At 55.7% G+C, this 19,330-nt stretch carries 17 protein-coding genes; 7 read left to right on the top strand and 10 right to left on the bottom strand.

Annotated features, from left to right (window positions below; genetic code table 11):
* The first annotated feature begins 56 nt into the window (after positions 1-56).
* Positions 57-578: a DinB family protein gene (locus VNX88_23800; GenBank protein ID HWY71712.1), complete on the top strand. Its 522-nt coding sequence runs from the start codon at positions 57-59 to the stop codon at positions 576-578.
* A 33-nt stretch (positions 579-611) separates the two neighbouring features.
* Here the strand turns inward: VNX88_23800 and VNX88_23795 are convergent, their stop codons facing one another.
* The 4 genes from VNX88_23795 to VNX88_23780 all read right to left on the bottom strand — a co-directional run bounded on the left by VNX88_23795 (position 612) and on the right by VNX88_23780 (position 3,920).
* Entirely contained in the window at positions 612-905 is a 294-nt protein-coding gene (locus VNX88_23795; GenBank protein ID HWY71711.1) for a hypothetical protein, read from the bottom strand.
* Positions 906-1,036: 131 nt separating this feature from the next.
* Positions 1,037-1,825, bottom strand: a complete 789-nt coding sequence (locus VNX88_23790) for a hypothetical protein (GenBank protein HWY71710.1) — start codon at positions 1,823-1,825, stop codon at positions 1,037-1,039.
* A 124-nt stretch (positions 1,826-1,949) separates the two neighbouring features.
* Positions 1,950-2,720 carry a hypothetical protein gene (locus VNX88_23785; protein HWY71709.1) on the bottom strand — a complete coding sequence of 257 codons (771 nt, stop codon included), beginning with the start codon at positions 2,718-2,720 and terminating at the stop codon, positions 1,950-1,952.
* Positions 2,721-2,795: 75 nt separating this feature from the next.
* On the bottom strand, positions 2,796-3,920 hold the full coding sequence (locus VNX88_23780; protein ID HWY71708.1) for a Gfo/Idh/MocA family oxidoreductase: 1,125 nt from the start codon (positions 3,918-3,920) through the stop codon (positions 2,796-2,798).
* Positions 3,921-4,138: 218 nt separating this feature from the next.
* Here VNX88_23780 and VNX88_23775 point away from each other — a divergent pair, with 218 nt between their 5' ends.
* The 4 genes from VNX88_23775 to uxaC all read left to right on the top strand — a co-directional run bounded on the left by VNX88_23775 (position 4,139) and on the right by uxaC (position 11,875).
* Positions 4,139-5,023: a LysR family transcriptional regulator gene (locus tag VNX88_23775; GenBank protein HWY71707.1), complete on the top strand. Its 885-nt coding sequence runs from the start codon at positions 4,139-4,141 to the stop codon at positions 5,021-5,023.
* A gap of 300 nt (positions 5,024-5,323) precedes the next feature.
* Positions 5,324-8,620 carry a carboxypeptidase regulatory-like domain-containing protein gene (locus VNX88_23770; protein HWY71706.1) on the top strand — a complete coding sequence of 1,099 codons (3,297 nt, stop codon included), beginning with the start codon at positions 5,324-5,326 and terminating at the stop codon, positions 8,618-8,620.
* A gap of 139 nt (positions 8,621-8,759) precedes the next feature.
* Positions 8,760-10,379 carry a glycoside hydrolase family 28 protein gene (locus VNX88_23765; protein ID HWY71705.1) on the top strand — a complete coding sequence of 540 codons (1,620 nt, stop codon included), beginning with the start codon at positions 8,760-8,762 and terminating at the stop codon, positions 10,377-10,379.
* A gap of 56 nt (positions 10,380-10,435) precedes the next feature.
* Entirely contained in the window at positions 10,436-11,875 is a 1,440-nt protein-coding gene (gene uxaC / locus VNX88_23760) for a glucuronate isomerase (protein HWY71704.1), read from the top strand.
* Positions 11,876-12,089: 214 nt separating this feature from the next.
* On the opposite strand, the gene VNX88_23755 is transcribed toward uxaC, so the two are convergent.
* Together VNX88_23755 and VNX88_23750 are read right to left on the bottom strand one after the other, a co-directional pair.
* The gene (locus tag VNX88_23755; GenBank protein HWY71703.1) at positions 12,090-12,515 is read right to left on the bottom strand and encodes an STAS domain-containing protein; all 426 of its coding nucleotides are present in this window, start codon (positions 12,513-12,515) and stop codon (positions 12,090-12,092) included.
* Between the two features lie 175 nt (positions 12,516-12,690).
* Entirely contained in the window at positions 12,691-13,278 is a 588-nt protein-coding gene (locus tag VNX88_23750; GenBank protein HWY71702.1) for a DinB family protein, read from the bottom strand.
* Between the two features lie 76 nt (positions 13,279-13,354).
* Here VNX88_23750 and VNX88_23745 point away from each other — a divergent pair, with 76 nt between their 5' ends.
* Together VNX88_23745 and pyk are read left to right on the top strand one after the other, a co-directional pair.
* On the top strand, positions 13,355-14,236 hold the full coding sequence (locus VNX88_23745) for a YihY/virulence factor BrkB family protein (protein ID HWY71701.1): 882 nt from the start codon (positions 13,355-13,357) through the stop codon (positions 14,234-14,236).
* A gap of 186 nt (positions 14,237-14,422) precedes the next feature.
* Positions 14,423-15,967: a pyruvate kinase gene (pyk, locus tag VNX88_23740; protein HWY71700.1), complete on the top strand. Its 1,545-nt coding sequence runs from the start codon at positions 14,423-14,425 to the stop codon at positions 15,965-15,967.
* A 253-nt stretch (positions 15,968-16,220) separates the two neighbouring features.
* On the opposite strand, the gene acpS is transcribed toward pyk, so the two are convergent.
* From acpS to VNX88_23720, 4 genes are read right to left on the bottom strand one after another with little or no spacing between them, the layout of a single operon-like run.
* Positions 16,221-16,604 carry a holo-ACP synthase gene (acpS, locus tag VNX88_23735; protein ID HWY71699.1) on the bottom strand — a complete coding sequence of 128 codons (384 nt, stop codon included), beginning with the start codon at positions 16,602-16,604 and terminating at the stop codon, positions 16,221-16,223.
* Entirely contained in the window at positions 16,601-17,134 is a 534-nt protein-coding gene (locus VNX88_23730) for a DUF488 domain-containing protein (protein HWY71698.1), read from the bottom strand. Before VNX88_23730 ends, acpS begins: the two co-directional genes overlap by 4 nt.
* 5 nt (positions 17,135-17,139) lie before the next feature.
* On the bottom strand, positions 17,140-18,576 hold the full coding sequence (selA, locus tag VNX88_23725) for an L-seryl-tRNA(Sec) selenium transferase (GenBank protein HWY71697.1): 1,437 nt from the start codon (positions 18,574-18,576) through the stop codon (positions 17,140-17,142).
* Positions 18,530-19,018 (bottom strand): LytTR family DNA-binding domain-containing protein, encoded by a 489-nt coding sequence (locus VNX88_23720; GenBank protein HWY71696.1) that lies wholly within the window; start codon positions 19,016-19,018, stop codon positions 18,530-18,532. The genes selA and VNX88_23720 overlap by 47 nt, the downstream gene beginning before the upstream one ends.
* Positions 19,019-19,330 lie beyond the last annotated feature (312 nt).

Below are 19,330 nucleotides of genomic sequence, written 5' to 3'. Positions count from 1 at the left end.
GATGCCGTGGCGAAGAGTCGATGACCTCCGAAACAGTGCTGTGCTAGCTTTGGGGCATGAAACTGCTTGGCAGTCTGCTGATGCTAACCTGCGCCGCGCTGGCGCAAACTCCGGATTTGAAATCGGCCAGTGGCTATCCCAAGATGGTCCAGAAACAGGTCACCGCCTGGATCGAGCGCGCCGCCGAGAAGATGCCGGAGGAAGAGTACGGGTTCAAACCGGATCCCGCTGTGCGATCTTTCGCGCAGATCCTTGGCCACATCGCGGATGCGGACTACCTCTTCTGTTCCATCGCTCTGGGAGAGAAAAACCCGTCGCCGGAAATCGAGAAGACCAAGACTACGAAAACGGAACTAACGTCGGCAGTGCACGATGCCTTCGCATACTGCAATCGTGCCTACACTGCGCTCACCGACGCCGGCGCCAATGAGACGGTGAAGGCCTTTGGCGGGGAGCGCAACAAACTCGGCGTGCTATGGTTCAACGCCTCCCATAACCTGGAGCACTACGGCAACCTGGTGGTCTACATGCGGACGAAAGGAATCGTGCCGCCCTCCAGCGAGCGTACTCCGCAGTAGGGAATGGCTGGCGCATGGCAGCTAGTAGCTCTCCTACTGGACCAACTCCGACGCGCGATGGAACAAGTTCGTCAGCTGCATGGCCACAGTTTCCGGAGCTGCGCTTTCCTCCACGCTCACAGTCATGAATCGTTGGCGAAATGCGGGAGCCGCAATGTCATTCTGCAACTCGTGGTCGATGACGACGGCGCCGAAGTCGAAGAAATCGCTCTTAGCCCAGGCCTCGTCGAGTGCCCGCGCCGAAATCAGCCGGAATCCAGCCGAATGGATTGCATCTTTCAGCCGAGCCAGGCGTTCTTCGTTCGCACAGACAAGCAGGATCGTCACGCCCTGAGTGTGCGCGGAGCGAGTACGGCCGTCAATGACAAGGATGATTACTCCTTGGTGAGATCAACGTCCCCGCAACAGAACCGCCTGCCGTAACAGGCGGGGTTAGTCTTCAATCTAATCCTGAGGGATCAATGCTGATGCATTCCCGGTCCCATCGCCCAGACGTCCTTGTCGTTGGGATACACATGCACCATCCACCCGAAGAGCAGCGGCACAAACCTGCCTCCTGCAGCATCGCAAGCCTCACGCGTGGAAATTGAACCCGCCATTCCAAACTTGGGATTCTTCTGCCAGGCTTCGGACTCGTGTCCTTTCGGAGGAAAGCAGAAGTTCACGTGCTCGTGCCATTGCGCGACACTGAGCGGAATACGATCATTCAGCTCCTCTTCATCGGCCTTTTGCGAAGCCGTGTACATCACGCCGGCGAGCTTATATCCATCGGGCGTCTTGTCATACAGCAGCGAGGTCGGATGCTCGGGATTGAAGCGCCGGCGAGCCTCGAATCCATACCAGTAGTTTGTGAAGTGGTACTGATGCTGGGGCACATTGGGCAGAAAGATCTTGAAGCCATCGTTCAGAGCGGCGTGGTAGTTCTGATACTTGCTCATCACCTCGCGGGCTTGCTCCACCACGCGCCTTGCGCGCTCCTCATCGCCGGGCTGCGCTTTCCGCGGCTCCGTCATCTTCATGTGCGGGCCCATCTCCATGTGGTGCGAACTCATCGAGTGAGTGGCCGCATTCATCTCTTCCTCAGCTCGAGCATCGGAAGAAGAATTGTTTGGCATCTCCATTCCCGCCATGGAGTGAGCATCGTGCACAGCGTCGGATGATGGATGCTGATGCTCCTGCGCGGATGCCACGCAAATGACAAATAGACCTGCCGTTGCAAGCATCGCCATTAGAAGCCTGGACTTCATGAACCACCCCTCCCGGATCAATCTGCCAGAGATCAACCCTGAGAAAGCTACGAAGTTGTTGCACCGCCGGTTTCGCGTATCGCGGTGACTTGGGTTACTTTCGGGATGGGTCAGTCAATGTAGCTCAGAACCGCCCGGGCCTGAGCAGGGCCATAAGAGCATCGTTCCATTCTTTTAGCATTCCATTGTTTGGAATTGCTCCCTCAGGATTGTTGGCGCGGACCGGCGCAGGAAATAGAAAGTACAATGCCCATACCAGGATGCAGCAATTACCGACGCTCAGCATGATCCAACTAAAGGCGGTGTCGGCGGCGTGGCCATAGGCGTTCCTTGCCATGACTGCTGCCATTTCCATTGCTCCATACAATCCAAATCCAAGCGCTACTCCCATTACATAGCGATTCCAGGGAAGGCCGAGTCCAAAGGCGAAGACGAACAGCAATCCGAGCAGGCCAGCCTGGACGAAGGTCACAGTTCGCTTTACCAGAATGATCGATGCAATGACCCTGTAACTGTCGGTTGCCGGAGAAACCCAGGCCCACAGAAGGGCGCTCACAATCAGAACAAGCAGAGATCCTTTAAACAGGACGGCTCCCAGCTTGCGGAGACCTAGGTGCCGGCTGAACGCATGGTCGAACAACTCCTTGAAGACGCAGAGAGCCAGCAGGCACGCGATGAACTCCGTAATCCAATAACCGAAGAAATAGATCCAGGCGTTCTTGCGCTCCGCGAACAGGAAGGCAGTGCGTCCAATCTCGGCGGTGACGTAAGCAAAAAAGATGGGGAGCTCCTTCAAGAGTCCGCGATAGAGCATTAGCAGAACGATGCCGATTTCGAGCGCCGTCGGAAGCAGCCACAGAAATGTCCTTAGGATTGGGTGCGCGGTTGCTGGCATTCAATGAAACTCGGTAGCGAGGAACTAAGCAATAAGCTACATCAACTGTACAGTTCGGCTACCGCCTGGGTTCTGCTACGTCTTGACTTGCACGCGCTTGCCCGTGCGTGCGGCCTCGTAGACGGCAGTGATGATTTGCATGTCGCGTCGGCCGAGTTCGCCAGGAACAGGAGTGTCCCGACCGCTGCGGACACAGTCGGCGAAGTCGTCCATGTGGGCTGCCTGCTGATTGATTGCCGGGTACGTGAGTGGACCGCGGCTGGTCTCGCAAACTATGCCGCGATAGGTGAAGGCGTGCTGCTTGAAGTCAATCCAGCCTTTTGAGCCTTCAGCGCGAAACGTGTCGGAGCTGTGGTTGAAGCTGGTCACGGCGTCGCACTTCGCTCCGTTCGCCCACTGCATGGTCCAGTGCAGGGTCTCTTCTACTTCGTTAAAGAGTTCCGGTTTCGTTTTGGGATTCTCATGTGCGGTGACCGCGATCGGAACTGCTCCGTTAGCGGCCATGCAAGTGCCGTGCACGATGTAGATGCCGAGGTCCATCATGGGGCCGCCACCGGCTAGCTTCTTGTCGATCCGCCAGGCGCGCTCGCCGAAGACGAAGCCGCGGTCTCCGGTCATCCTCATGAAGGGACCGAAGTCCTGTTCGCGGGCGAGGCGCATCAGCTCGCGGTGATAGAGGTCGTAGTGCAGGCGATATCCGATGGCAAGCTTCACCTTCGCTTTCTTACAGGCGTCGATCATGCGATCGCAGTCCGCTACTGAAGTTGCCATGGGCTTCTCTGAGATCACGTGTTTCCCCGCCTTGGCTGCGCGAATCGTGAACTCTGGGTGCAGGGCGGGAGGAGTGACAACGTAAACGATGTCAATGTCTGGATTGTCAGCGATGCGGTCGAAGTTCTCGTAGTTGTAGATATTCTTCTTGTTCAGACCATAGTCGGTTGCCCATTTCTCTCCCTTTTCGGGATGCCCGGTAACGACACCGGCCAGATAGCAATGCTTCGTTTCGTGCAGCGCAGGACCAAGTTGACCCGAGGAGTATCGTCCCAACCCAAGCAGCGCGATACCGAGTTTGCGGTCGGGAGCTTTGGTCTGTCCGTGAAGTCCGGTTGTGGCTAGGGCAGCGGTGGCCCAAGCCAGGTCGCGCAGGAACTCGCGGCGTGATCGGGAGGCGAAATCATGATTCAGCTTCGGCGTCTTCATTGGCCGCGAATTGTACTACCCCTTGCATTCCCTAAAACGGCAAGAAAAAAGCTGCTGAGTCCGGTCTATGTCCAGGTCCCGGACCAGCAGCTAACCTGCGTGCGTGGGATAGATATTGGGATGGAGCGGCCCGGATGTCAAACGGGTATTCTTGAAAAGAATCTTTAGCTGAACTAAAGTATCGGCGCTATCAATTCAGCAGTAGACCGGCTTCGTCCATGGACGTTCACCAGCTCGAAGTGTTTCTTTCGGTTCTCGATACCGGGAGCGTTACCCGGGGAGCTGAGCGAGTGCATCTCTCTCCAGCTGCCGTAAGCCTGCAACTGCAAGGGTTGGCGGAACATCTGCAGACAGAATTGTTCGTGCGTTCGGGGCGCAAGCTCGCGCCAACGTCGATGGCGTATCGCCTGGCAGAGCACGCGCGCACGGTGATCGACCAGATGCGTCGCATCGAGTCCGACTTCCATGGTACGGCGCAGGAGGACACTCGCCCCTTCCACTTTGCCACAGGTGTTACCACGCTCGTCTATCGGCTGGGTCGTCCGTTGCGCATGCTGCGCAAGGAGTATCCACAGACGGAACTCCATGTGACGGTTGCTAATACCGAGGAGATCGTCGCCGGCCTGCTCGATCGTCGTTTCGATTTGGGACTGATCTCACTTCCCGTTTCGGAGCCAAGCATCACCACAATTCCCTTATTTGACGAAGACTTGCTCGTGGTGAGGCCTTCTCAGACCAAAGTGCGCGGCGGGCAAATCGGCTCAATTCGCGTCTCGGATTTAGCGCGCGTTTCCTGGCTGCTGTATCCGAAGCAGAGCAATATGCGCACCATCATCGACGCGTTCTTCGCGCATGTGGGCATTGAGCCCAACGTCGTCATGGAGGCGGCCGATACTGAAGCCATCAAAAGGCTCGTCGAGTCTGGCTTTGGGTACTCGATTCTGCCTGCCTTTTCATTGAAGGGACAATCACGCTTCTTCCACACGATGCGGATCGCCGGACACAAGCTGGTGCGAAACCAGGCTTTGGCGATGGTAAACGCCGCGTACCCTCGCGCCCTGACGCTCACGATCGCGGATTTTATCCGCAGATCGCTGCAGTAATTTCAATCCTTAAAAGGGCTAGTCCTTCTTATCCGTATTCGCCGAGGCAATGGCATTTATTAAGTTTTTCTTAAGTAAACATTTTATTACTTTGCGCTTGACAGTGTCTTAGAACCCCTCACATCATGCGCGCACCTACAGCTCTGTCGCCGCGACAGAATTCGTGCGGAGAAGTGTCTTGGCGGGGATGGCGGGCAGAGCGGGGACGGATTTCAGAGTTTAAAACAACTTAAAGATGACACGAGCGGCCAGCAGGTGGAGATGGCGGACTGGCTGCCGCGGTCAGGAGAGTGTGCGGTTATGAAGAAACAAGCGTGGTTGCTCCTGTTCTTCCTCCTGTCGTTCAGTGCAGTTTCACTTGCCCAGGGGCTAGGAGACATTGTCGGCACTGTCTCTGATCCATCAGGCGCCCTCCTCGCGGGAGCAAAAGTCACTGCAATTGAGACAGGAACTGGTCTCGTGCGCACAACCACTGCGGACAGCCAGGGGTATTACGTCATCACGGCGTTGAAACCCTCGCGATACACGGTCACAATCGAATCCCCCGGCTTCCGCACGGAAAAGCAGCAAGTAACGCTACTCGCAGATCAATCGCTGACGGTCAACGGACATCTCCAGTTGGGTACGCCCACGGAAGTCGTCGAAGTGACCGGCTCGAGCGTGCAAGTCGACACCAGCACCTCAACACTGAAGAATGTCGTCGAGCAAACGCGGATTACCGAACTACCGTTGAATGGCCGCAACGCCGCCACACTCACTCTCACGACCGCGGGCTCGGTTCAGGGTCCCAGTGGTGGGGCTGACCAGGGCACGACTAAAACTTTCCCCGGAGCGGTCACTCTTAATGTGAATGGTGCGCGGCAAAACCAGATCAGTTATCAACTCGATGGCGGCAATTACGTAGACGAGTACACCAACGTCAACCAGCCTTTTCCGAATCCTGACGCGCTTCAGGAATTCAGCATCCAGACCAGTAACTACAGTGCGGAATACGGGCAAAATGCGGGCGCAGTCGTGAACGTGATTACCAAATCAGGAACTAACGCGCTGCATGGCACAGCATTCGAATTTGTGCGCAACGCAGTGTTCAACGCCAGAAACTGGGCTGCGCCTCTGACGCTGCCTAACGGTTCGCCGACGAAGGACATGGGCCGCGATCAGCTTAAACGGAACCAGTTCGGCGGTACGATCGGCGGTCCCATCATCAAGGACAAGACGTTCTTCTTCAGTTCTTACCAAGGCACACGCCTGCGCAACCTTGGCGGTGTAACCCAGACCACGGTTCCTACTGTTGCGCAACGGGCAACGGCTACGGATCCGGCAGTAATAAACCTTTTGAAGGGCATTCCGCTGGGTGATGTCAACGGGAAGTTGAGTTTCGCGAAGCCCGACCACCAGGATTTTCATGATCTGTTGGGCAAAGTGGATCATGTGCTAACCGAAAAAGATCGATTCTCGGTACGTTATGCGTACGATCGGTTCAGCAAGCTGGCGGTGTTTGACCCTGCCAACTTTTTGACATACACCGACGGCTCGACGATAACCTCACAAAATATTTTGTTACACGAGAGTCACGTCTTTAATCCACACCTGCTGAATGATGCGCGCTTTAGCTATTCCCGCGAGAAGGCGAGCCGTGGCCCAGCCGCCAACGCGATCAGCGTTGCCGATTTGGGAGTAGCCTTGCCCTACGAGCCGGTGAAGGCAATTCAGCAGATCAGGGTCAACGGTGGATTTAGCTTCGGAGATAATCCTCCCGCTTCTTTTGTGCGCAACAACTTCACCTGGAGCGATGACGTAAGCTGGGTGATTTCCAAGCATGAGCTGCACTACGGCGGAACACTCGAGCGCAGCCGCGTCGATCTGGATAACAAGTTCTTCCAGCCGGCTGAATTCAGCTTCGACGGGTTTGCCAATTTGATGGCGGGAAAGTTGACCGACTATAGCGGCAACCCGGCGTTCCGTCAGGGCGCAGGAGAATTCAAGAATAATCGCAACACGTTTGCTGGTCTTTACATTCAGGACAACTTCAAAGTAAACCGCAGGTTGACGGTGAATCTTGGATTGCGATGGGAGCCAGGGCGGGCGCAGCGCGAGCTCAAGAATCGCTGGACACAATTCAGGCTACCAGACCTAATCGCCGGAGTACATTCGACGGTATTTCCCAACGCGCCGGCTGGTCTCTTCTTTCCTGGTGACGCTGGGTTCCCAGACAATGGGCTTCGCGACAGCATGAACAACTTCGCTCCACGGCTTGGCTTCGCTTGGGACGTTTTCGGCGACAGCAAAACAAGCTTGCGCGGCGGTACTGGAATCTTCTACGACACTCGAATAAGCGGCATGAACAATAATCGATTCGTGGATTCGACGCCGTTCAGTCCACAGCTCTTTCTACAAACCGGCGCGGTGGGGGCGAGTCCCGGTACGTTCACCGATCCACTCTGCACTCAAGCTGCGACCCAGACAGCCCAGAAATGCACGAGTCAAACGGCTAATTATCCTTTCCCAGCTACCTTTCCGCCTCCAAAGAATGCTCTTTTCCGGCAGAGCGATCTTTATTTGGGTTGGGATCCGAACAATAAGTGGCAAGTACCAACCATTTATAACTGGAATTTCGTACTTGAGCGGCAGTTGCCCGCGAGCTTTCTGGTGCGTGCTGGATATGTAGGTTCGCACACGTCCCATTTAGGTGAAACCATCAACCAGGACCCATGCGTTCCGTCCGCTACTGTCACCTGCTCGGGTGCGATTCGAAGGTTGAACCTTGTGAAGCCTGCGGCTGACGTCTCGTTTGGCGACCTTCAACTAGTTCCTTACGATGTGAATTCAAGCTACAACTCGCTCCAGTTGACTGCGGAACGTCGTGCGAAGAGCCTTACGATCACAGGAAGCTATACCTGGTCGAAGAGCATTGACGATCTGCCGCCAGCGCAAGGTCTCTACGGCTTCGACGCTAACTATTCGGCACGACCGTGGGACGATCCTTTGCGACATGCTTTTGATCGAGGGCCGTCGGAGTTTGATCATCAGCATCGTTTCGTGTCGTCTTTCGTGTGGGAGCTGCCGGGGTTGAGCGGAGCAAACGGCTTCGTTCGCAACACGCTGGGTGGATGGCAGTTCAGCGGGTTAGTTTCAGCACAGACCGGACGACCTCTCACCTTGCTTTCCGGCGCAAACAGCAACAGCGGTGGCTCCAGAGCTGGACTCGGTCAAGATCGGCCGAATCTTGTAGGCAATGCGTATGGTGCTGGAGCGTGTCCAGCTACGGGTACCACGGCCTGCCGCGACTGGCTTAGCCCTGCCGCGTTCGTGACCAATCCGGCTGGTACTTTCGGCAATGTCGGCAAGGGAAGCCTGCGCTACCCTGGCTACTACGATTGGGATATGGGACTCGGAAAGAATTTCAAATTTACGGAGCGCATTGGCATGCAGTTCCGCGCCGAGTTCTTCAACGTGTTTAACCGCGTGAACTTCGATGAGAACGCTGTCTCAGGTACGGGCAACTTCCTGAAACTGAACTCTGCCGGAAATTTTGGCGCTCTGCGTTCAGCGACGGATCCCCGTATTGGACAGCTTGGACTGAAGTTGAATTTCTGATCTGAAATTTCCTGAAAACCGCGTGCGAAATCTGGCCGCAGTCCTACCAGATCTCGCACGTGTGTTTTTAGATGTTGGGACGAGTTGTATAACGTGGACAGTGGCGTAGAACCGAACCCCAATCTTCACAGGAGAACCGTTGAGTTCAAACCAGGAGAGTACGCGCAGGAAATTTCTGCATCTTACGGCTGCCGGCATTGCTGGCGCAGCGGCCGGGGCAGCCACAAGATTGTCAGCGCAGGAGCCCCCTAGAACATCTCCGGCTCCCGGTGCGCCGGGCGCTCAAATCGTCTTTGACGTTCGTGCCTTCGGCGCCAAGGGCGATGGCACTACTGTAGATACCCCAGCAATTAATAAGGCTATTGAAGCTGTAGCCTCGGCCGGAGGAGGAACTCTACATTTTCCTTCCGGCACTTATCTTTCCTACACCATTCGTCTCAAGAGCAAAGTTGCCCTTTATCTTGATCAAGGAACTACGATCCTCGCCGCGGAGAGCGGACCTGGCGGCCAATACGATGCCGCCGAGCCGAACCAGTGGGATCACTACCAGGACTACGGCCACAGTCACTGGCGCAACAGTCTCATTTGGGGAGAGGACATTCACGATTTCTCCATCATCGGTCCAGGCCTGATCTGGGGCAAAGGACTCAGCCGTGGCACGCGTCAAGGACCGCGGGCGGAAGATCCCGGAGTGGGAAACAAGGCGATTTCGTTAAAGAATTGTCATAACGTTATTCTTCTGGATTTCTCTATTCTTCACGGCGGTCACTTTGGGATTCTTGCCACTGGCGTTGACAACTTCACCATCGACAATCTGATGATCGACACCAACCGCGATGGAATCGACATCGATTGCTGTCGCAATGTCCGGGTGATCAACTGCAGCGTGAACTCGCCTTGGGATGACGGCATCTGTCTCAAGAGCTCTTTTGGGCTTGGCTACGCGCGGGCGACTGAGATGGTCACCATTAGCGACTGCCTGCTTACCGGAAGTTTCGAAGAGGGAACTCTGCTGGATGGTACGTGCAAACCGTTTCCACCCGACGCGAACATTCCCCGAAATGGCCGCATCAAGTTCGGCACGGAATCGAATGGCGGTTTCAAACGCATCACTGTCTCAAACTGCGTGTTCGATGGCTGCAGGGGCCTAGCTTTGGAGGCTGTCGATGGTGCTCTTCTCGAGGATGTGACCGTTACCAATATCAGCATGTGCGACATCGTGGATGGACCCATCTTCATTCGTCTCGGCGATCGCATGCGCGGTCCTGAGGGCGTTCCAGTTGGAGCGTTGCGGCGCGTTATCATCACCAATATCGTGTGCTCCAACGCTGCCTCTAACATTTCTTCACTCTTCACCGGGCTCGTGGGACATCCCATTGAGGATGTGAAGCTGAGCAATATCCTTATTGAGCACCGGGGCGGCGGTACTGCGGCGCAGGCGGCGTTTCAACCGCCGGAGGAGGAGCGGGAACGATATCCGGAGCCCAGAAGGTTCGGCGATATGCCTTCACATGGCTTTTACATTCGCCACGTAAAAGGAATCGAGATGAACGATGTGAAGATTCTCGCGCAGCACGAAGATGCTCGTCCGGCGTTCGTGCTCGAGGACGTGCGCGGAGCCGATTTCTTTCGCATCAAAACTCCAAGGGTTCCCAATGTGCCCACCTTTTCCCTGAAAGCCGTCGAGGATTTCAAAGTGGGTCAAAGTAGTACTGTGCCCGATACGCACATAGACAAGGTCGATAACAAGAAGTTGTAAGCTGATATTCGAGCTTTGCATTCAGCAGGCCGGAGGTTCTGTAAGGGGTCAAGATTATGGGATTTATTACGGAGAATTTTCTTCTAAGAACGAAAGCCGCTCGTCACCTATATCGCGAATACGCAGCCGATCAGCCAATTCTCGATTACCACTGCCATCTGTCGGCGAAGGAGATCGCCGACAATCATCGCTTCCGCGATCTCACCGAAATATGGCTCGAAGGCGATCACTACAAGTGGCGGGCGATGCGCGCCAATGGTGTCCCCGAACGCTATTGCACTGGGAACGCGAAGCCGTACGAGAAGTTCCTGGCATGGGCACGAACGGTTCCGGACACGCTGCGCAATCCGCTGTATCACTGGACCCACCTGGAACTAAAACGGTACTTCGGAATCGACAAGCTGCTTGACGAGAACAGCGCGGAAGAGATTTGGAATCGCGCGAACGAACTACTCGCCCAGGACGATCTGAGTGTGCAAGGAATCCTGGAAAAGTTTCGCGTCATTGCCGTCTGCACTACGGACGATCCCGTTCACTCCCTCAAGCATCACGAGCGCATCAAGAATGCGGGGATCGCTACCGCAGTATTTCCCACGTTCCGTCCGGACCGCGCGCTGCACATCGAGAATCCCTCGAGCTTCAACGATTGGACCGATCAGCTCGGAGCTGCCGCGAACACGAACATCGCGCGCTTTAACGATTTTCTAGACGCACTGCGGAAACGCCACCAGGACTTTCATGATCACGGGTGTCGCCTGTCAGACCACGGACTGCAGCAATGCTATGTAGATCCATGCACGGAGGCAGAAGCGTCAGCAACTTTCGATAAGGTCCGGAGCGGTCAGAAGCCAGAGCCTGGCGAAGTTATGAAGTTCGCGAGCTTCCTCATGCTGCTGTTTGGCCATCTTGATGCGGAGAAGGGGTGGACCAAGCAACTGCACCTTGGAGCTTACCGAAATGCCAATACGCGAGCATTGAAGACGCTTGGGCGCGATACCGGCTTCGATGCGATCGGTGATTGGCCCCAGGCAGATGCTCTTGCCCGCTACCTTGATCGGCTCGATCACGACAATCGACTGCCGAAGATTGTCGTCTACAACGTTAATCCCACGGACAATTACGTTTTTGCCACGGTCGCCGGAAGTTTTCAGGATGGTTCCATTCCGGGAAAAGTACAATTTGGCAGCGGCTGGTGGTTCCTCGATCAGAAGGAAGGCATGGAGTGGCAGATGAATGCTCTCTCCAATTGCGGATTGCTCTCGCGTTTCATTGGTATGGTGACCGACTCGCGTTCATTCATGTCGCATCCGCGTCACGAATACTTCCGCCGCGTGCTCTGCAACCTGATCGGCAACGAGGTCGAAGCCGGAGAGTTGCCCGACGATGACGAGCTTGTGGGAACCATGATCCGGAATATTTGCTTCGAAAATGCAGCCCGTTTGCTGGAACTTCCCATTCCGGAGCAGTCGGGAATCGCGGTCAGTTCGACGCGGTGAGGGATCGGAAGGTCATTGTTTAAGGAACTGCCATCCTGAGGTCCGATGTTGGCCGAAGGACCTCCCGCGATGTGTCGAACGGAAAATGTCTCATCTGAGCTCTTTGGCCCAGACTCTCGCGAAAGAGCCGTGAAGCGGCAATTGTGTCTGAAACATTCCGGGAGATCCTTCGGCCAAGATCGGACCTCAGGATGACAATCGCGGGAAAACTACATTACGCGCAGCACACTCGCGCAGAGAGGTTAGACTCGGACCGCCTGGCTGGTGGTGCCATTCGCGGTTGGTGAATGGCACGACACAGCAGGTCAAGCATCTCGGAGAGTGAGCAAATCTCAAACTGTTCTTTCAGGTTCGTGATTTCAAGCACTTCTTCCACAAGCGGAGCCAGGTTCATCAACTTCAACTGTGTGCCCGTCTCTGTGGCCCAAAGGCGTAGAGACGCCAGAATTCCCAATCCGGCAGCATCCACAGTGCTCACTTCTGCCAGATCGAGCACCACGGTGTGAATGTCCGAGGGAGTCAAAACCGCGTTTCGTAGGTTTTCGGTGTCTTCCGCGGTGATGCGTCCACTGCAGCGCAAGACTGCCACATCACCCAGGACTTGGATCGTCAAATTCAGCTTGGTCGCTTCCTTAAGCACGTTCAGCTCCTCTTTCCTAGGTACGTTTCTTAGACGTTTCTCGTTCAGTTTTGTTACGCACGGGCTGTCTCAAAAGATTCATGAGAGCCCGCAAAGTCAACAGGATCAAAGAGTTTTCGGTCCCTGCACCTCGTTCATTGTCTGGGACGAGTGGCAACCAATGATGAACGATTAGTTACTTGAAAGCAGCCATTTCGTCCGCCGACGGTCCATAGACCCCGGGAAAAATCACATTGTTCTGACGCAGGTACACGGTAAGCTGCGCACGGTGGTGCACCTGATGGCAGATCGTGGTCTGCAACAGCACATTGCGAACTCCCCCGAAGACCTCCTGACCCTTGAAGGTTAACCTCCACGGCTTCGCCAAGTGCTCATCGGATGAATTTGCGATTGCCTGGCGAGCCTCGGCAGCGCGCTTCTCAAAGCCAGCCAGCATTTCCGCTCGCGTGGCTGGCGAGAAGGGCTTCATATCCGAGGTCGTCAGCTCCACCTCCTCAGTCTGAATGATCGTGGCGAGAAAATTCGGAAGCTCCGCGACGTGAGAGGCAAGGCGTCCCAAGGTCATCGACTTCTCATGCGGCTTCCAGGCAAATTTGTCGACTGGAACGACCTCGAGGATCCGCCGGGTGTTCTGGACTTCCTGATCGTAATGCGGCAACAACAGTTCGTTCACTTTCATAGTGCCGAAGAGTGTAACACGCATAGCGAATAAAGAGCGAATATAAGGTGTAAAAACATTGTAAAAAATGAGGCACGAACTCATTCTGATTCTCTTGAGTTTCAGGTCAGAGGTCCGTTCATATGCGATGACTTCACCCGTTCGTATACCCTCTTGAACAATGCTCCATCTGGTAAGCCACTTCCGGCGGGCGGTGTGGAGGGCATTTCAGCATGACGCCTTCGCCACTGCAAAAGCCGCCGCGTACTCTTCCATCCTGACGGTCTTTCCAGGCTTCCTGGTTCTTGCTTCCATTCTGGCCGCCTCAAATCAGACGAGCAGGCTTACTCGAGAGATCTCCTACGCTTTAGGAAGGGTCTTGCCGGCTGGGACAACCGCTCTCGCTCTGGCTTACTTCAACAGCAGCAACATCCGGCCGGTTCGGGTGATCATTTCGGCGTCGTTGGTGATGCTTACTGCTGCCAGCGGCGTATTCGTCTCCTGGATGTCCGCTTTCCGACGCGCCTATGGGATTGAGGTAAACCCCTGGAGCTTTTGGAAGGAGCGAGCGATGGCATTGCTCCTGGTTCCATTATCGATGGTGCCCCTGGGATTCGCCACGGTACTCGTTGGCTTCGGGAATCAATTACAGAATTGGCTTGAAGCTCACACGATTTATGAACTCCGGGGAGCTGTTCTGCTCCTTTGGGTGTGGGGACGCTGGTCGATCGGAGCGCTCACCAGCATTGCAGTCATTGCCGTCATCTATCATTTGGCGATCCCACGAACACAATCCTGGAGGCGAGTTCTGCCGGGCGCCGTATTGGCGACTGCCATGTGGTTTGCCGCTACGATCTGCTTCGGCTGGTATGTCACGAATTATGCCAACTATGCCGTGATTTATGGATCACTTGCGGCAGTCATCGCCCTTCTCGTTTGGCTCTACATTGTCTCCATCGTGGTGCTCATCGGAGCGGAATTCAACGCGCTCATTTTTCCTGGTGCGAAACGAACCAGTAACAACGAAGAGGCGAACACTAAGGTCGCGAAGGCGGAAAGCTAAGGTCACGGAGCGGAGGCCGAAGTGAACTACGGCGTGGCAGTGTGTCCGACGCTCTCTGAACTCTTGTTTAACCTTCGTGTTCGCCTCGTCTTCCGTGCAGTTGAAACGATTTAGTCACAGTCTTGCAACGAACTGCTTAGCGCTCAAGGTTGCAAAATGATTTAGCATAGAAAGAATTCAACAAGCATGACTGCATCTGCAGTGGTTTCGGAACTCCCCCAGATACGACGCAAGGCCAAGATCGTTTGTACGCTTGGTCCGGCGAGCAGTTCTGCCGCCGTGGTTCGCGATCTAATTCACAGCGGTATGGACGTTGCCCGTCTGAATTTCTCCCATGGCACGCACGAGGAAAAGGCCAGGCTGATCGCTACTATCCGTGAAGTCGCCGCTTCGGAGAACAGACCGATCTGCATTCTCCAGGACCTTCAAGGTCCTAAGATTCGTACAGGCAGGCTCAAGTACCGCACTCCGGTCGCGCTCAAGGCGGGTTCGCGAGTAACGATCACGCCGAAGGATGTAGCCGGCACGAATTCTGTAATTTCCACTACCTTCAAGACGTTGGCACGTGAGGTAGTGCCAGGCGCCCGCATTCTTCTTTCGGACGGCCTCATCGAACTGCGGGTGCGTTCGATCCAGGGCGATGACGTGGAGTGTGAGGTCGTCAACGGCGGCATTTTGGGAGAGCACAAAGGCATCAACCTTCCCGGGACCATCGTCAGTGTCCCTTCACTCACCGAGAAGGACGAAAAGGACCTCGAGTTCGGGCTCGCTCACGGTGTGGATATCGTTGCGGTGTCTTTCATTCGTACCGCGGCCGATGTGCAGGCTGTCCGCGAAAAGATTAAGGAGTTCGGCGGCGATGTGTGGGTGGTCGCCAAGTTGGAAAAGCCGCAAGCGATCGAGCATCTCGAGGAAATACTCGAAATCTCCGACAGCGTGATGGTGGCCCGCGGCGATCTCGGCGTGGAAATGCCGCCAGAGAAAGTTCCTATCATCCAAAAACACGTGATCCGGCGTGCGGCCGCGTGGCGCAAACCTGTGATTACCGCGACGCAGATGCTGGAGTCGATGATCGAGAATCCCCGTCCTACGCGCGCCGAAGCCAGCGACGTAGCCAATGCCATCTTCGACGGCAGCGACGCAGTGATGCTGTCGGCGGAGACCGCGAGCGGAAAGTATCCGCGCGAGGCGGTTCGCATGATGGCCAAGATCATCAGCGAAACCGAGTGTCAGATGGCCGCCGAGCCTGCACATCGCCGCCGCAGCAACGGTAAGCTGTCGATCTCGGAAACCATCTGCGAGTCTGTGGCCCACGCCGCTCAGGAACTCGATATGCGCGCGATCTCGGTTTATACCGAAACGGGAACGACGGCGCGGCTTATCTCGAAGTATCGACCCAAGACCGATATCTACGCCTTCTCCTATGTGCCGGCGGTTTGTAATCGAGTCAATCTGCTGTGGGGCGTGACTCCCATGATTTGCGAGCACACTCCGGTCACCGATGACATGGTTCGCGGAGCCGAGCGCTTGCTATGGCAACGGGGCGTAGTGCATAACGGCGACGTCCTTGGGATCGTTGCGGGCACTCGTACGTCAAGTGGATCGACGAATTTCTTGCGCTTGCACGTCGTTGGCAGCATGGACTTCGCGATGGACGGAACCGGCAAGGAGCGCCGCAAATCCTCGCGTGCATCAGCGGCCAAGACGGTGTCGGAGCGGCGCAAGAGCTGATCTTGTGGCACAGCTGCCCTCGGCTGTGGCTCCTGCCCAAGCCAAGAGAATCTATAACGCTTGAGATCGAAGCGGTCTTAATTCACTGCGGTCTTAATTCAGTGTTGACCACGAACTTGTTTGTGACCTGTTTTCTAGATGGAGCACATCGCAGAAGGACACATTGGTGTCCCAAGTTTTCGATTGTATTGAGTTGGCCGAACCACAGAGGGCGGCTGTGCTACAAGAGTAGAACTTAGTCCCGAGCTAGCGTCTAATTCCCATCCTCGAAAATCACAACTGCCATCGCTGTGCTTTCCGTATGAGTTAGGGAAAGCGAGATACGCCTCACTCCGAGTCTCTCGGCAATCTCAGATGTTCTCCCTGCTAGACGCAGAATCGGTCGTCCGCCGGGAGCGTGCGTCACTTCGATGCTGGTCCACGTAACTCCGCGAGAAGCTCCAGTCCCTAACGCCTTCATGGCCGCTTCTTTTGCTGCGAAGCGGGCGGCAAACCGTTCGACTGAATTCCGCTTCGCCTTGCAATAGCGAATCTCCGCGTCGGTAAAGACGCGCTCCAGGAAACGGTCGCCAAAGCGCGAGATCGACTCAGCTATGCGCCCCACTTCACAGATGTCCACTCCCGTGCCGATAATCATGCGAAGAGCCGATCTCCAATGTACAGGAGCCGTCCGTTGACCATGCGCGCTTCGGCCATCAGTTTGTGTGGTCGTGCCGGCTTGTCATCATCGATGTGCAATACCTCGTGCCCATGTGCGGTCAAATAATCCGAGACCAGCATCCGGTGACAGTGGAAGTAAACTCGTTCGGCGCACATGATTGCAGCAGCCCCTTTTTGGGAGATCTGCAGCAGCGTATCAATGCCCGCGGCGAATTCCGGAGTGAGCATGTAATCAGCGTAATTGCGAAATGACTCGTTGCGCAGAGCGACGTTGGGAGAGTCTTCGAGCAGGCGTTTGCGGCGGCCGCCGAGCTCTCGCAGCCAGACATAGTTGATCGCCTGCCTCGGCAACTCTTGTTCGAGATTCTCACGATTGAAGTGCGGTAGCCGCCGCGACTTGGGAAAGGAACGGATGTCAGCCAGGGTTTTTATTTCGTGTGCCTGAAGCGCCTGGATCAGTTCGCTCAATTCTCGCGTCGAGTGCCCGATGGTGTGGATTGTAGCCACAGGCGCTACACAGCCGAGGATGGTTGTGACGTGTCAAGTGTCGCTGCAAACGCGGTCACTAAACTTTCCTCATCCTCGACAAAGACGGTTCGCAGGTCGAGTACAAGGCGATCATCGTCGATTCTCGCGATCACGGGAGGCGCTTGCGAACGCAGACGTCGTAGCAACTCCTCCGGGCTGTGCCGGTCAGAAGTGATAGCAACCAGGAAGGTCGGAAGAGTGGTGGTCGGAGCGGTCCCTCCTCCAATGATGGAAGCGCCTTCAATGATCTCAGCGCGCGCTCCGCGCATCGATCGAATGCGAGAGAGAAAAGACTCAGCGCGGCTGCGAATCTCCGCGGCTGTCGTGTAGATCATGCGCAAGGCTGGAATCGCCGAATAATCCTGTTTTACATAGGCCAGCAGTGTTGCCTCGAGAGCGGCATAGGTGAGTTTGTCCACGCGCAACGCACGGAACAACGGATTCGCGCGAATACGCTTGATCAGTTCCTTGCGTCCGGCGATTACTCCGGCCTGCGGGCCTCCGAGAAGTTTGTCTCCGCTGACGCAAACAACATCGACGCCTGCGCCAAGGCTTTCGTGCAGTCCATATTCGCCTTGAATTCCCGCGCTCGCGAGGTTTATGAGAAGACCATTGCCGAGGTCTTCCATTACCGGGATGCCACGGCTACGGCCGAGTACTACGAGTTCCTGCGACGCAGGCTGTTCGGTGAACCCGATCATCGCGAAGTTGGAGCGATGCACGCGAAGCAGCAGTCGCGTGTTTTCGGTAATCACCTTCTCGTAGTCTGAGAGGCGCGTGCGGTTCGTAGTTCCGACTTCGCGAAGCCGAGCGCCCGACTTCGCCATCACGTCAGGCACACGAAACGAGCCGCCGATCTCGACCAGCTCGCCGCGAGAGACAATCACCTCACCGCCTTCGGCCAGCGTGTTGAGCGCCAGCAGCACCGCGGCAGCGCAGTTGTTGACGACGATTGCTGCAGGCGTCCCATCATCCGCCTGCGACTCCGGATAACGGTGTTCCGCAAACAGGCGGTCGAATAGGCGCTGCACATGCTCGTCGCGTCGGCCACGCTCACCAGTACTTAGGTCAAATTCCAGATTGGAATAGCCAGCCGCGATCTCCGAGAGATGTTCGACTGCCGTCCCAGAAAGAGGCGCCCGCCCGAGGTTTGTATGGAGGATCACCCCGGTAGCGTTGATGACCTTCTGCAGGGAGTGATCCAGCGACTGCCGTAACTCGCGTTCAACGGCTGCCGGAATTCCTTCTATTGCGAGTTGTGTTCCGGAGTCGTCCATCATTGCAGCGCTGATCTCATGACGCAAGCGCTCGAGAACTGTCCGGACCGCGTCGATGGTGGCGGCCCGGCCCTCGCACTGCAATGTCGCCGTCAGGCTAGACGAGCGCAGGACCTCGTCCACCGACGGAATTTGTCGGAGCAAGTCCTGTATTTTCGTCGCTGGCACTCCCGTATTTCACCAGATGGCCAGCCGAGGCACAAGTGAGCTTCTCGAGTTGATCCCGATGGCGACGGCTCATCTTAAGTTGAGTACCGTCATTCAGGATGAGTAGGTAATCGCCGCGCTGCAGTGGACGGAACTCCTTCACGCAGTCGAAGTTCACGATCGTACAGCGATGGACCCGGCCAAATTTCCTCGGATCCAGGCGCTGCTCGATGCCATTGATCGTTGACCGAATGCGAAACATCTGCCCAGCGGCGTGGATCTGTACGTAATTTGCAGCGGCAGTCAGATGCTCGATCTCGCTTACCGTTTGAAGGAAGATTCGATTCTGAGAACGGATGACAATTTTCTTGGGGTATTCCCGAGTTTCCTGTACAGGGTTTCCGGGAAGAACATACGCAGTTGCAGTTGAAGCAGCCATTAAGACCTCACCAATCTTGGAGTCGTGAACAAACGGACCACCCCGCCCGGAAGCGATTCATTGCCGCTAATCCCAGGACGAAACCGAGCGCGTGTAGTGTTTGTTTCATCTCTGTAAACCAGAGAAGCGGCTGGTTTCATCCCGTCAAAGCGAAAAAGAAAACGAAATGGGAACCGCGGACAAGAAACAGGAGCGCTAGAAACGTTTCGAATCTAAAGACTGCGGAAAGATGTCAAACCAGGCCTCGCGCCGGGCACCCTTGCCTGCCGAATACCGGGATTCCAATTCCGGAGTTGCGCGTGTACTTAAAAA

The organism is Terriglobales bacterium (genome assembly GCA_035567895.1).
Classification (GTDB): domain Bacteria; phylum Acidobacteriota; class Terriglobia; order Terriglobales; family Acidobacteriaceae; genus Gp1-AA112.
This window is presented reverse-complemented; position numbering and strand designations above follow the sequence as displayed.

Bases quoted from the DNA above. Each gene is read 5' to 3' on its own strand.
- VNX88_23800 (HWY71712.1), top strand. From the start codon at position 57: ATGAAACTGCTTGGCAGTCTGCTGATGCTAACCTGCGCCGCGCTGGCG.
- VNX88_23790 (HWY71710.1), bottom strand. From the start codon at position 1,825: ATGAAGTCCAGGCTTCTAATGGCGATGCTTGCAACGGCAGGTCTATTT.
- VNX88_23785 (HWY71709.1), bottom strand. From the start codon at position 2,720: ATGCCAGCAACCGCGCACCCAATCCTAAGGACATTTCTGTGGCTGCTT.
- VNX88_23780 (HWY71708.1), bottom strand. From the start codon at position 3,920: ATGAAGACGCCGAAGCTGAATCATGATTTCGCCTCCCGATCACGCCGC.
- VNX88_23775 (HWY71707.1), top strand. From the start codon at position 4,139: ATGGACGTTCACCAGCTCGAAGTGTTTCTTTCGGTTCTCGATACCGGG.
- VNX88_23770 (HWY71706.1), top strand. From the start codon at position 5,324: ATGAAGAAACAAGCGTGGTTGCTCCTGTTCTTCCTCCTGTCGTTCAGT.
- uxaC (HWY71704.1), top strand. From the start codon at position 10,436: ATGGGATTTATTACGGAGAATTTTCTTCTAAGAACGAAAGCCGCTCGT.
- VNX88_23750 (HWY71702.1), bottom strand. From the start codon at position 13,278: ATGAGTTCGTGCCTCATTTTTTACAATGTTTTTACACCTTATATTCGC.
- VNX88_23745 (HWY71701.1), top strand. From the start codon at position 13,355: ATGCTCCATCTGGTAAGCCACTTCCGGCGGGCGGTGTGGAGGGCATTT.
- pyk (HWY71700.1), top strand. From the start codon at position 14,423: ATGACTGCATCTGCAGTGGTTTCGGAACTCCCCCAGATACGACGCAAG.
- acpS (HWY71699.1), bottom strand. From the start codon at position 16,604: ATGATTATCGGCACGGGAGTGGACATCTGTGAAGTGGGGCGCATAGCT.
- VNX88_23720 (HWY71696.1), bottom strand. From the start codon at position 19,018: ATGGCTGCTTCAACTGCAACTGCGTATGTTCTTCCCGGAAACCCTGTA.